At 62.4% G+C, this 12,711-nt stretch carries 13 protein-coding genes; 3 read left to right on the top strand and 10 right to left on the bottom strand.

Going from position 1 to position 12,711, the window contains the following annotated elements; all coding sequences use genetic code 11:
* Positions 1 to 129: 129 nt before the first annotated feature.
* The 8 genes from AC1RM7_RS13095 to murJ form a co-directional block, all read right to left on the bottom strand.
* Positions 130 to 828 (bottom strand): HAD family hydrolase, encoded by a 699-nt coding sequence (locus AC1RM7_RS13095; protein ID WP_024921203.1) that lies wholly within the window; start codon positions 826 to 828, stop codon positions 130 to 132.
* The gene (locus tag AC1RM7_RS13090) at positions 825 to 1,289 is read right to left on the bottom strand and encodes a Fur family transcriptional regulator (RefSeq protein ID WP_024921204.1); all 465 of its coding nucleotides are present in this window, start codon (positions 1,287 to 1,289) and stop codon (positions 825 to 827) included. Before AC1RM7_RS13090 ends, AC1RM7_RS13095 begins: the two co-directional genes overlap by 4 nt.
* A gap of 48 nt (positions 1,290 to 1,337) precedes the next feature.
* Positions 1,338 to 1,844, bottom strand: a complete 507-nt coding sequence (gene rimI / locus AC1RM7_RS13085; RefSeq protein ID WP_024921205.1) for a ribosomal protein S18-alanine N-acetyltransferase — start codon at positions 1,842 to 1,844, stop codon at positions 1,338 to 1,340.
* Positions 1,845 to 1,846: 2 nt separating this feature from the next.
* Positions 1,847 to 2,536, bottom strand: coding sequence for a tRNA (adenosine(37)-N6)-threonylcarbamoyltransferase complex dimerization subunit type 1 TsaB (gene tsaB, locus AC1RM7_RS13080; protein ID WP_024921206.1), 690 nt, complete (start codon positions 2,534 to 2,536; stop codon positions 1,847 to 1,849).
* 106 nt (positions 2,537 to 2,642) lie between these two features.
* Positions 2,643 to 3,209, bottom strand: a complete 567-nt coding sequence (locus AC1RM7_RS13075) for a NifU family protein (protein ID WP_006023547.1) — start codon at positions 3,207 to 3,209, stop codon at positions 2,643 to 2,645.
* A 225-nt stretch (positions 3,210 to 3,434) separates the two neighbouring features.
* Positions 3,435 to 3,929 carry a universal stress protein gene (locus tag AC1RM7_RS13070; protein ID WP_024921207.1) on the bottom strand — a complete coding sequence of 165 codons (495 nt, stop codon included), beginning with the start codon at positions 3,927 to 3,929 and terminating at the stop codon, positions 3,435 to 3,437.
* Between the two features lie 209 nt (positions 3,930 to 4,138).
* Complete coding sequence (gene trpS, locus AC1RM7_RS13065) at positions 4,139 to 5,176, bottom strand: tryptophan--tRNA ligase (protein WP_024921208.1); 1,038 nt, start codon at positions 5,174 to 5,176, stop codon at positions 4,139 to 4,141.
* 65 nt (positions 5,177 to 5,241) lie between these two features.
* Positions 5,242 to 6,798 carry a murein biosynthesis integral membrane protein MurJ gene (gene murJ / locus AC1RM7_RS13060; RefSeq protein WP_024921209.1) on the bottom strand — a complete coding sequence of 519 codons (1,557 nt, stop codon included), beginning with the start codon at positions 6,796 to 6,798 and terminating at the stop codon, positions 5,242 to 5,244.
* 150 nt (positions 6,799 to 6,948) lie between these two features.
* On the opposite strand from murJ, the gene AC1RM7_RS13055 reads away from it, so the two are divergent.
* Together AC1RM7_RS13055 and AC1RM7_RS13050 are read left to right on the top strand one after the other, a co-directional pair.
* Positions 6,949 to 7,950 (top strand): adenosine kinase, encoded by a 1,002-nt coding sequence (locus tag AC1RM7_RS13055; protein ID WP_006023551.1) that lies wholly within the window; start codon positions 6,949 to 6,951, stop codon positions 7,948 to 7,950.
* 198 nt (positions 7,951 to 8,148) lie between these two features.
* Positions 8,149 to 8,478 carry a hypothetical protein gene (locus tag AC1RM7_RS13050; protein ID WP_006023552.1) on the top strand — a complete coding sequence of 110 codons (330 nt, stop codon included), beginning with the start codon at positions 8,149 to 8,151 and terminating at the stop codon, positions 8,476 to 8,478.
* 3 nt (positions 8,479 to 8,481) lie between these two features.
* On the opposite strand, the gene AC1RM7_RS13045 is transcribed toward AC1RM7_RS13050, so the two are convergent.
* Both AC1RM7_RS13045 and AC1RM7_RS13040 read right to left on the bottom strand, forming a co-directional pair.
* The gene (locus tag AC1RM7_RS13045; protein ID WP_024921210.1) at positions 8,482 to 10,701 is read right to left on the bottom strand and encodes an SLC26A/SulP transporter family protein; all 2,220 of its coding nucleotides are present in this window, start codon (positions 10,699 to 10,701) and stop codon (positions 8,482 to 8,484) included.
* A gap of 188 nt (positions 10,702 to 10,889) precedes the next feature.
* Positions 10,890 to 11,681 (bottom strand): enoyl-CoA hydratase/isomerase, encoded by a 792-nt coding sequence (locus AC1RM7_RS13040; RefSeq protein ID WP_006023554.1) that lies wholly within the window; start codon positions 11,679 to 11,681, stop codon positions 10,890 to 10,892.
* Positions 11,682 to 11,931: 250 nt separating this feature from the next.
* Here AC1RM7_RS13040 and AC1RM7_RS13035 point away from each other — a divergent pair, with 250 nt between their 5' ends.
* Positions 11,932 to 12,711, top strand: a complete 780-nt coding sequence (locus AC1RM7_RS13035; RefSeq protein ID WP_024921211.1) for an SDR family NAD(P)-dependent oxidoreductase — start codon at positions 11,932 to 11,934, stop codon at positions 12,709 to 12,711.

The following is a 12,711-nucleotide window of genomic DNA, read 5'->3' as shown; positions in this document are numbered from 1 at the left end:
ATACGCGCTCGCTTCAAATATAGATAAAGGGCGGCGAAATCCAGCGACCGGGTGGTAGTTCAGAACGCGCCAAATAGAGTCTATCTATTTGTTCTGTTAGGGTTTTCAGGGGCGAACTTAATCGCCGCCCTAAATGGCGCTTATTTCAGCGTGGTCGAGGCTTGGTTCGATCAGACCGGGCAGTGCGCGCATATCTCCGATGACAATGCTCGCGCCAGCCGCCCGCAGCCGGTCGGCATCGCCGGGCCGGCAGTGGCTGCCGCCGGTAAATCCGATCACGGTCATTCCCGCGGCATGCGCGGCGGTGACGCCGGGCACGCTGTCCTCGATCACGACACATCGCCTTGGCGGCGTATCCATCTGCGCGGCGGCAAACAGAAACAGGTCCGGCGCAGGCTTGCCGCGCTCGACCTGCATCGCAGAGAACAGATGCGGGTCGAAGCGGCCGATGAGGCCGGTGGTGCCGAGGCTGCTGCGAATGCGTGTCGGTGTACCGGAGGACGCCACGCAGATGCGCCGGGACAATCGGTCCAGCGCCTCGAAGATGTGCGGAACGGGCTGCAACTGTTCTCCGAACACCCGGTCGATCGTGGCGCGCAGTTGCGCGGTATACGAGTCGGGAAAGGCGCGGCCGAGTTCGCTTTCGACCTCAAGCCGTGCCTCGCGTGCGGAGCGTCCAAGGAAGCGCTCGTGCACCTGTTCGGCGGAAATCGTGTAGCCGTATTCCGTCAGCACCTCGGCATGAACGACGCACGCCAGCGCTTCGCTGTCGACGAGCACGCCGTCGCAATCGAAGATAATGAGATCGTAAGGGGAGGACGTGCTCAAGACTTTTCGTCGTCCCGAGTCTTTTCGTCCAACGGCACGCAATAAAGCTCCAGCCGGTGATCGACCAGCTTGTAGCCGAGCTTGCGCGCGATTTCGGTCTGAAGCTTTTCGATTTCCTCGGAGGTGAATTCAATCACCTTGCCGTCGCGCAGGTTGATGAGATGGTCGTGATGACTCTCCGGCACCTGCTCGTAGCGGGCGCGGCCTTCGCGGAAATCGTGACGCTCGATGATGCCGGCGTCTTCGAACAGCTTGACGGTGCGATAGACCGTCGAAATCGAGATCTTGTCGTCGACTGCAACGCAGCGCCGGTAAAGTTCCTCGACGTCGGGATGATCCATGGCCTCAGCGAGCACGCGCGCAATGACGCGGCGCTGCTCGGTCATGCGCATGCCGGCTGCGGCGCAACGCTTTTCGATATCCGTGTGCTTGCCTGTGGGCACGGGCTTCAAGGACGACATCTTGCGAGGTTCCGGTGGATAGAGCGGTGTTTTGCCACCAGCCGCAGCTTACGACAAGTCTCGCTGCATCACCACGGCGTTCAATTGTTCGCCGCTGGCGTCCTTGTAGTACCGTTCGCGGCGCCCGACGACGCGGAAACCGGCGCGTTCATACAAGGCGCGGGCAGGGCGGTTGTTTTCCTCGACTTCGAGAAACACGGTTTTCAGGCCATGCCCCGCAAGATGTCCGAGATGGGTGCGCAGCAGGTCGCGCGAGAATCCGCGCCCGCGGTGCTTCTGTGCGACCGCAACAGAGAGAATCTCCGCTTCGTCGGCGGCGGTTCGCGACACGATGAATCCGATGGTCGATCCGCCGAGCCGCAGCCGGTGAGCGAGGGCATTGCGCTCGATCAGGATCTGTTCGAATTCGTCCGTGCCCCAGCCGCGATGAAACGAGGCGCGATGAAGTTGGGAGAGACGCGGCGCATCGCGGAGATTTGCGGGCTCGACCGTGGCGTCGGCGCGTCCGAACAGTTTCGGAAACAGACGGGACAGAAATGCGGGAACGCGCGGCATGGCTACGTCCGTGTACCCGGCAGCGCGTAACCAGCCTTCGGCTTGGCGTCGGGCGCACGCAAATAAAACGGCTTCGCCGGCGCCGCGCCTGGGTCGGTCCCCGCGCCGATCCATGCGACCCAGGTAATATCGGGACCGGGTTTCGGGTCGACCAGCACAGGTGCCGGAACATTTCGCGGCCAGCGATCCGCCAGCAGTTGCGCCGCGTTGCCGACCATGCGCAACGCGCCAAAGCGTGAGGCCGCGAAGGTGTCCTCGATCGGCATCACAGCCGGGCGCATCAAGGCCGACCCGTTGCCGGCGACGACCTGACAGTAAACATGGTCATGCCGGGCATCGATCGCAGCGATGATCGGATGCTCCTGCTTCTCCGCGACCAGAGGCGCGACATAAGCCGCCAGCGTCGTGAGGCCGATCACCGGTTTGTCGGCGGCAAGGCCGATGCCGCGCGCCGCGGAGATGCCAACGCGCAAACCGGTAAAGCTGCCGGGGCCGGTGGTAACGGCGATGCGGTCGAGTTCGAGATAGCTCAGGCCTGACGCGGTCATGACACGGGCGATCAGCGGCATCAGCGCCTCGGCATGGCCGCGCTTCATCTCCAGCGTTTCCTGCGCGATGACCGCTTTCGTGGCGGCATCGAGCACGGCAGCAGCGCAGTAGTCCAGCGCGGTATCGATGGCGAGAACGATCATTCAGGGACCGGTAAGATGGCAAAGCTGGCGGGAACGTGCCGCTGAAAAAACAAAGGGGCAAGCGGTTCGGCGCTTGCCCCAAGGCCTTTTTGGAAAATTCGGTAATTTACATCGGCCGGACTTCGACCACGTCCGGGATGAAGTGCTTCAGCAGGTTCTGGATGCCGTGCTTCAGTGTCGCCGTCGAGGACGGGCAGCCCGCGCAGGAGCCCTTCATGTCGAGATAGACAATGCCATCCTTGAAGCCGCGGAAGGTGATGTCGCCGCCGTCGCTGGCGACCGCCGGGCGAATCCGGGTTTCGAGCAGATCCTTGATGACCGCTACGGTCTCGGTGTCGGCCTCGCTGAAGAATTCCTCGGCGTGGGGCGCATCTCCGTCGGCAACCTGGCCGTCAGCAAGCAGCGGCGCACCGGACATATAGTGTTCCATGATGACGCCAAGGATCGCCGGCTTGAGGTGCTGCCAGTCACTGTCGTCCTTGGTGACGGTCACAAAATCCGAGCCGTAGAACACGCCGGTGACGCCCGGCACACCGAACAGGCGTTCGGCCAGCGGGGAGCGGGTGGCGGAGTCACGGTCGGTGAACTCCATGGTGCCGCTGTCGAGCACGGGGCGGCCGGGAATGAACTTCAGGGTCGCGGGATTTGGGGTCGCTTCGGTCTGGATAAACATCTGGTTCTCCGGCGCATCGCCGGTTCAAGGCCGGCGCGAACGGGGTTAAGTGAGCGGTTCCTATAGCACAGATGGCGCCTGAAACAGCCCGATCAAGGTGCATGGCGGCTGTTCCGGGGTGGGGAAACTCCCCGGTGTCATCACCGGGCTTGTCCGGGTGATCCCGATGAACTGGGCACTATGCCTCATGATCGGGATGGCCGGGACGAGCCTGGCCATGACAATTCAGGACAGCGCGTCGATATCGAGGTCGCTGAGGTTGCCCGGCACGACGGTAATCGGGATCGGAAACGTGCCGGCGGTTTTCGCCAGCATGGTGATGATCGGACCGGGGCCTTCCGCACCGGCGCTGGCCGCAAGCACCAGCATGGCAATGTCGACATCGTTGTCGATGACGTCGAGGATCTGCTCGCCGGGATCGCCCTCGCGGATGACACGCTCCGGCGTGATGGCTGCGATCCCGTTGGCGCGGCCCGAGGCGCGGTCGAGCGCCGCGTTCGCGATCTCCTCGGCTTCCGCGCGCATGATGTCGGCGACACCGAGCCATTGCTGGTTGCGGTCTTCCGTCTCGATGACGCGCAGCATCACGACACCGCCGCCGACACGCAGCGCCCAGCGGCTTGCGTAGTACACCGCGCGGTCGCCTTCCGCGGTGTCGTCAACGACGACGAGGCATTTCGGCTTGTGGCCCTGTTCGTAGCTTCGTCGCTGGCTGCTCATGCATCTCCCTCGCGCGTATTCCGCAAAAGTGGGCACCGGTTTGCGAGAAGAATACGCGCAGCTTAATGACCGGCATCATGCTGCCATGCGCGAGGGCGCGCCGACAAGGTGAGAAGAGGCTTGACGGAACTCGATTTGGTTTGTCCGGAGGCGCACGAGGCCATGCCCGGGTTCATTCAGGCATGGCCTTCGCAGGATGGAAGACAGTTTTATGTCTTGCGGATGAAGCCGACGATGTCCTTCACCGCATCCATGGTTTCGGCGGCGATGACGCGCGCGCGATCCGCCCCGTCGGCCAGAACCGAATCCACATAAGCGGCGTCCTGCGTCAGCTTCTTCATTTCCGCACCGATCGGCCCGAGCTTCGAGACCGCGAGGTCCACCAGCGTGCTCTTGAAGCCCGAGAACTGTCCGCCACCGAATTCGCGCAGCACGTCCGGCCGCGATTGTCCCGACAGCGCCGCGTAGATCCCGACCAGGTTGTCAGCTTCGGGACGGCTCTTCAGGCCTTCCTCCTCGCCCGGCAACGGCTCCGGGTCGGTCTTCGCCTTGCGGATTTTCTGCGCGATCGCGTCGGCGTCATCGGTGAGATTGATGCGTGAGTAGTCCGACGGATCCGACTTCGACATTTTCTTGGTGCCGTCGCGCAGCGACATCACGCGCGTCGCGGGGCCGGTGATCAGCGGCTCCGGCTGCGGGAAGAACTTCTCGCCGAAATTGTGCGCGCCGATCGACTCGGAAAAGTCATTGTTGAACTTCTGCGCGATGTCACGCGCCAGCTCCAGATGCTGCTTCTGATCCTCGCCGACCGGAACATGCGTCGCGCGATAGACCAGAATGTCGGCCGCCATCAGATTCGGATAGGCGTATAGCCCGACCGATGCATTCTCGCGATCCTTACCGGCCTTCTCCTTGAACTGGGTCATGCGGTTCAGCCACCCGAGCCGCGCCACGCAGTTGAACACCCAGGCGAGCTCGGCATGTTCGGAGACCTGGCTCTGGTTAAAGACAATGTGCTTCTTCGGATCGATGCCCGCGGCGATGAACGCCGCCGTGACCTCGCGAATGTTACGGGTCAGCTCGGCAGGGTCCTGCCAGACGGTAATGGCATGCAGGTCCACAACGCAGTAGATGCAGTTGTGGGTGTTCTGGAGCTTCACGAAGTTGACGATGGCGCCGAGATAGTTGCCGAGGTGCAGATTGCCCGTCGGCTGGACGCCCGAAAAAACCAGTTCTTTTGCAGCCATATTACTGTTCCTGTGCCGCCGTCCGGCAGCCGATCCGTGTACGCGCGTCTTTAGCCATGCAGGCGCTACTCGCGCAAGCCGCCATCACGCAAATTGCTGATTGCCTCGCCCCAGCTCACGACACCAAACAGGTCCAGCAGCAGGCCGTAGAACGAAACGCCCGCCGCGACCAGCCCGCCAAGAATGGTGATCTGGGCCGCGAAGCCAGCCGTTGCCGTCACGGGCGCCACAAAGGACTCGGCGAGATACAGCATCGCGCCCATCACCGCGGCGCAGATCGCGATCTGCGGCAGCCGGCGCTGCGAAATGGCATCGAGGGAAAATCCGAATGTCGTAGCGCCCCGCCAGCCCAGCACGCCGGCGCAGAACCATGCGCCGAGCGAGATGCTGGCCGCGACGCCGCTGGCACCATAGGCATGCCCGAAGAACAGCCCGCAGATCACGGCGACCGCGATACCAGACAGCGTTGCCGCGAGCGGCGTTTTGGTGTCCTCGCGGGCGAAGAAAGCCGGAGCCAGCACTTTCACCAGAACATGCGCGGGCAGGCCGAGCGCAAGGATCGCCAGCGCCTGTGCGGTGGCGATGGTATCCGCCGCGGTGAATGCGCCGTGCTCGAACAGCACGCGGATGATCGGCTGGCTCAGGAAGATCAGGCCGATGGTTGCCGGCATGACCAGCGCGGTCGCAAGTTCGAGTCCGCGTGACTCGGCCTGCATCAGCGCGTCCTTGTCGTTGGCGCGGATCGCGCGGGTCATTTCAGGCACCAGCACCGTGCCCATCGCCACGCCGACCATGCCGAGCGGCAGTTCGATCAGGCGGTTGGCGAAATAAAGCCACGACACCGCGGCCGGCGAATTCGAAGCGATGATGGCGCCGCCGACAATCAGGAATTGCGGCCCGGCATTGGCCACCATGCCGGGAATGCCCTTGCGCAGAAACCCCCGGATTTGCGGGTCGAATGAAATGCGTATCGGTGTGGCGATGCCGTCGCGCCACGGTCTGCGCTGAACGAGGATCAGCATTTGCAGACATCCGGCGACGCCGACTGCGCCAGCGATCACGGTTGCCGAGAACAGCGGATCGTGCCGCCAGACCAGCAGCACGACCAGCACAACGATCATGGTGATGTTGAACAGCACCGGCGAGAATGCGGTCAGCATGAAGCGATGCTCGGCGTTCAGCACGCCCATCATCACGATAGATGGGCCGACGAACGCGAAGTACGGCATCATCAATCGGGCGTCAATGATGGCCAACTCCAAAGTCTCGCGGCCGACGAAGCCGGGGGCAAGCACTGCAATGACGAGCGGCATCAGCACCGTCAGGACGAGCGCGATACCGATCAGGATGAGGCTGACGCTGCCGAGCACGCGTCCCGCGAAGGCGGCGGCGGCAACAGTACCCTCGGTTTCCCGCACGCGCAGATAATGCGGGATCAGCGCTGCGTTCAGCGCGCCTTCGGCGAAGGAACGGCGCGTCACATTGATGAACTGGAACGCCACCAGAAACGCGTCCGCGACCGATCCGGCGCCGAGCAGCGCCGCGATCAGGGCGTCGCGCATGAATCCCAGCGTTCGCGACGCCAGCGTGCCGGTCGAGATGGTCAGGATATGACGGATCATCGAGTTATTCTGCGGATCACATGCTTGCTGGCGGGCGCGTTGTCGTGATAGGTCGCCGGTTGCTCCAAAGACCTTGGAACCGGCCCTCCAATCCCTCCCTGAAATACCAGCTTTTGCCGGTTTTGCTCCCTTCCAGCAGGAATATCATTAATGACCGCAGCGACATACGACGTTCTCGGGATCGGGAATGCCATCTTCGATATCCTGGTGCGAACCGACGATGCCTTTCTCGCTCAGCACGGCATGGCCAAGGGATCGATGGCGCTGATCGACGAAGCGCGCGCCGCTGCGGTTTACCAGGCCATGGGCCCAGCCACCGAAATGTCCGGTGGTTCAGCGGCGAATACGATTTTCGGCGTGGCGGGCTTCGGCGCAAAGGCGGCGTATGTCGGCAAGGTCAAGGACGACCAGATCGGCCGCATGTACACCCACGACATCCGCGCCGCGAATGTTGCGTTCACGACCGCGGCTGCGACCGACGGCCCCGCGACTGGATGCTCCTACATCCTGGTGACGCCGGACGGCGAGCGCACCATGAACACGTATCTTGGCGCGGCGCAGGATCTGTCCCCCGCCGACATCGACCCTGCCCAGATTGCGGCGTCCTCGATCGTCTATCTGGAAGGCTATCTGTGGGATCCGGCCAATGCGAAGGAAGCGTTTCTGAAAGCCTCCAAGATCGCGCATGACAACAAGCGCAGTGTCGCGCTCACTCTGTCGGACGCTTTTTGTGTCGGCCGCTACCGCGATGAGTTCCTCGATCTTATCCGGACCGGGACGGTCGATCTCGTGTTCGCGAATGAGACGGAACTGGCTTCGCTCTATCAGACCGAGGATTTCGACAAGGCGCTGGGTCAGTTGCGCAATGACGCCCAACTCGCCGTGGTCACCCGCAGCGAAAAGGGCTGCGTGGTTGCTGCGAAAGACAAGGTGACGGCGGTTCCGGCATATCCGGTGAAGCAGGTGGTGGATACAACGGGCGCGGGCGATCTGTTCGCCGCGGGTTTCCTGTTCGGTTTGGTGCGCGGTCTTGGCCATGAACAGTGCGGCCGGCTTGGCGCGCTCGCCGCCGCCGAGGTGATCCAGCACATCGGCGCGCGTCCGCAAACGTCGCTGAAGGCGCTGGCGCAGGCGGCCGGATTGCCGGTCTAGCGGCGAACTGTTCACGATCGAGTGACTACCGGTTAACCGCGTTTCTCCCTTGAAGGGGCTTGCGGCCGCATCCATATGACAAAAGACGATTTTCGGCGGGAACGATTGCCTGTTGCGTTCGTTGGAACTTTTCCCGCTGTGCGGGCAGGGACGTTTGTTTTTTAAAGAGATACGCGCAGGTCGCGGCGGAAGGTCACCATGATTTCAACCTGGAGCGAGTGGAAACGTTACCCGAAGGCCGCGCGCGGCGAAAAACTCGAAGCGCCGATCGGGCCGGGAATTTTTGAAGTCAGGCACGCCTCATCCGGAGCGCTGTTCGCCTTCGACTCTGCCGACAACCTCGCTCTCGCGCTGTCGTCGATTACATCGGGGCCGAAATCATTCGCATCCTGGTTCGGCAAGCGCGATTCCGCAACGTCCCTCGATCTGGAATACCGCACCTACGCGACATCAACGCGTGAAGATGCAAAGGTCGCCGCGGAACGAATGATTGGCCGCCGCGAGGCCTTCATGAGTCACGTCGCCTGACGCCTAGCGGCGCAGCACGCCGATCATGCGGCTGGCGAAAGTGAGCCGCTCGGCCAACACCGACATGAAATAGGTCAGAAGCTTCTGGCCGAGGGCGGGGTTGCTGGCGGTGATCGCGTTGAACGCATCGGCGCGCAGCACGTAGAGCACGCTGTCGGTTTCCGCCCGGATCGTTGCGCTGCGCGGCTGGCGTGCGACAAGCCCCATTTCCCCAACCGTTGTATGGCGGCCGAGGCTTCGGACGCGCGTGCTGTGGCCCCCGCCCGCGTCAACGATGACGCCGATCCTGCCGTTGAGAATAAAGAGCACCGAGTCGGCAGGTTCACCCGCGCGCGCGATGGTCTCGAAAGCGCGGACTTCGAGGCGTTCGCAACGGCGCGCCAGTTCGGCGGCATCGTGCTCATTGCCGAGAATTCCCGCGAACCAGCCTTGCAGATCGCCTTCTTCCTGCTCCAGCCCGCTGTGCCGGGCGATGATTTCGTTCTCGCACCACTCCAGCGCATGATCGAGATCCGGCATGATCAGAATGTCGCCGGCCAGAAACTCTCCCGACCGCAGCATTTTTTCGGCTGCGCGCGGCAGGTTGACGAGAACGAGCTTCACGTCGTTCTCGATCGCCGAACGCCTGATCTGGGCGAAGCTGTAGGCGGCCGATGAATCGATTCCGGTGACCAGCTTGAAATCGAACACCAGATAGCGGCACTCGGGATGATGTTCGAGCAGCGTCTTGACGTGCTGATAAAGCCGATTGGCCGAACCGAAGAACAGATAGCTTTGCAGATTGAGCCCGTGGATTTCCTTGCCGTGGGCGGCCAGCAGCGCGAGATCGTGCTGCGAGCGATCGAGCGAACTGCGGTACTCCGCGCCGTTGAAGCCGAATTTGATCGAACTGATGCGGGATGCGCTCAGTGCAAATGTCGCGCAGCCGATGACAGTTCCGATCAGGACGCCGGCGATAAAACCCCACTTCACGATGATGAAGATGATCGCCAGCAGCGACAGGTATTCGATGGTGGACAGCCGCCGCCGCGATTCGATGATCCAGCGGTTGAGCTGGTCCACGCCGAGATAGATCAGCAGGCCGCCGAGAATGAATTTCGGCATGAAGCTGAGCAGTGCCGGGTCTGCCACCAGCATCAGCACCGCAATCACGGCGACCGTCAGCCCTGACAGGCGGCCGGTGGCTCCACCGTTGAAATTGAGCAGCGATCGGCTGAGCGAGATGCACCCCGCGTAGCCGCCGAACAGCCCCGACAGGATGTTGGCGGCTCCCGCGACATTCAGTTCGCGTTCGAGGTTTGCTTCGCGGCTGGTCGCGACTTCAAGACCCGTGGTGTTGAACAGCGTGCTGATCGCGGTGACGAAAATCACCGCAATGAGATTGCCGATCAGCCCGGGCACCGCCTGCCATGGGTAGTTTTCAATGTCACCCAGATGCCACGGCAGGGAAAACGTCGCGCGCGGCAGCGATTGAAATGTCCAGCCGAGGGCCTGCGCCTGCTCCAGCGAGATGCCTGCGAAGTTGAACACGATATGGGTCACGACCACGCCGGCGATTAGCAGCGCCGGCAGCGCCAATGGATTGCGCGAGCGGTGCCACGTCAGATAGATCGTGAACGCCAGCGCGATGCCTGCGAGAAGTTCGTACATCGTCATCGGGTCAGCGAACGATGCCAGGTTGTCGAACCGCAAGGACATGTTCGTGATGACGCGAACGCCGCCGAGGGCGATCAGGAGCGCCGTCGCGCCAAGGAATCCGCCGATCACGGGATAAGGCACGTACCGGATCGCGCGGCCGATCCGGGTCAGCCCCAGACTGCACAACGCCAGGCCGGTGATGATGGTTGCGGCGGACAGCGTGAGAAGCACAGGGCCGAGCAAGTGCGCGGACGGATCGGTTGCCGTGATGTGTTCGACCACCGAGGTTGCCAGAATGGCGGTCACCGCCGCTGTGGACGTTTCGGGGCCCCCAACTGCGATGGGAAAGGTGCTGCCCAACGCGACCACGATGGCGATGATAGCCGTGGCGATGAAGGTCGCCGCGATCCCGTAGGGCAGATACTCGGACAGCGGACCGGAGAAAATCAGAACCGAATAGGACAGTCCGAAGGACACCGTGAGGACCGCAGGCGCCGCGCTGGCGAAGATATCATTCAGCCATGCACGAAGTTTCACATGGGGGCTTGGAACTCGGCTTACGGAGGGAAAGGCCACGCGTGACATCCATGGGTGGAGGCGAGCCAGTCCTAGACGACGACAACGCTGACGTAAAAGAGATTTTTATGACAATCGCATTTGCAGCTGGTCATTGCGCAAAATGAGATATTCCGCATGTTCCGGCGGCAGCAAAAAGGCTGCGCTGTTTTCCAGCGCAGCCCGTTTGCCTCGAACATCGTCTCTGCGCTGACAGATCAGCGGCCCTTGAACTTGGCCGGGCGCTTTTCCAGGAACGCGCCGACGCCTTCCTTGAAATCTTCGCTGCGTCCGGCAACGCGCTGGAACTGCTGTTCGAGGTCGAGCTGTTCCTCGAACGAATTGTTCTCGCTTTCCCAGTAAAGCCGGCGGATCAGCGACAGCGCCACGGTCGGGCCGTTGGCCAGATCATGGGCAAGCTTCCTGGTCTCCTCGGCGAGTGCCGCATCATCGACGACGCGGTTGACCAGTCCCCATTCCAGCGCCTTCTCGGCGGGAAGCCGCTCGCCCAGCAAGGACAGCTCGACCGAGCGCGCCTTGCCGATGAGGCGAGGCAGGATCCAGGTCGATCCGCAATCCGGTACCAGGCCGATGCGGCGAAACGCCTGCAGGAAATACGACGACCGCGCGCACACGATGACGTCACCCATCAGAGCGAAGCTCATGCCGGCACCGGCAGCCGGACCGTTCACGGATGAGATGATCGGACAATGCAGGTTGCGCAGACGGCGCAGGAACGGATGAAACGCTGTCTCAAGCGTCGTGCCTGCGCTCGGCCGCTTGCCGCTCTGATCGTTGCGGCCCTGAAGGTTGGCCCCGGTGCAGAATGCCTTGCCAGCGCCGGTGAGAACGAGGCAACGAATGTCGTCGCGCTTCTCGTCGATCGCATCCATCGCCTCGGTGAGACCGGCGAGCATGTCCGGCGACACCGCGTTCATGACCTCAGGATGATCGAGTACAAGTGTGGCGACAGGTCCGTCGAATTCCAGTCTGCAATGTTTGAACTGCATGCGTTCCTCGCTTGATGATTTTGATTGAGCGTGACGTCCGCAAGCGTTGCCGCGTCCGTTTCGCAGCGACTATTTCGGAAACCGAATTGGCTGTAAACGGCACAGCATGGCAACAATGTCTGGTCTGCCATGCGCTGCGAATTTTAGTTTCGCATGGCGAAAGAGCCGTTCCGTCGTCGCGGCGGTTTGATTTTGCGCGGCCGATTGGTCAATGTCGCCGCCAAACGAGATCAACGGAGATGAAGCGATTATGGGCATTTTCGATCTGAGCGGCCGCGTGGCGGTGGTGACGGGCGGCAATGGCGGCATCGGTCTTGGCATCGCGCAGGCGCTGGCGGCGGAAGGATGCGCGGTGTCGATCTGGGGTCGCAATGCCGAGAAGAATGCGCAGGCGGTGGCCTCGATCACCGGCAAGGGTGGCAAGGCCGAGGCGCGCATCTGCGATGTCACCGACGCGACATCGGTGAAAGCTGCGATGCAGGCGACGCTGGACGCATTCGGCCGCGTCGACGGTTGCTTTGCCAATGCCGGAATCGGCGGCGGCGGACGTCAGGCCTTCATCGACCGCACCGAAGCGGACTGGCGCAAAATGTTCGCCACAAATCTCGATGGCGTGTTTCATGTCTTCCAGGCGGCTGCGCGGCACATGACGGAACGCGCGGCAAAAGGCGATGCCTTCGGGCGGCTGGTCGCGACATCAAGCATGGCGTCACTGTTCGGCACGGCGCGTAACGAGCATTACGCCGCGACCAAGGCTGCGATCAATGCGCTGATCCGCGCGCTCGCGGTCGAGCAGGCGCGCTATGGCATCACGGCCAACGCGATCCTGCCGGGCTGGATCAAGAGCGAGATGACCGAGGGCCTGATGGCCAACGACAAGTTCGTCGCGAATGTGATGCCGCGCATTCCCATGCGCCGGTTCGGCGAACCGTCGGATTTCGGCGGCATCGCCGTTTACCTGATGAGCAAGGCGTCATCGTATCACACCGCGGATAGCATCCTGATCGATGGCGGCTATACGGTGTTCTGA

Source organism: Afipia sp. GW822-FHT03D08 (genome assembly GCF_058801645.1).
Note: the sequence above shows the minus strand (reverse complement) of the source record. Positions and strands in the feature narration are given on the sequence as shown.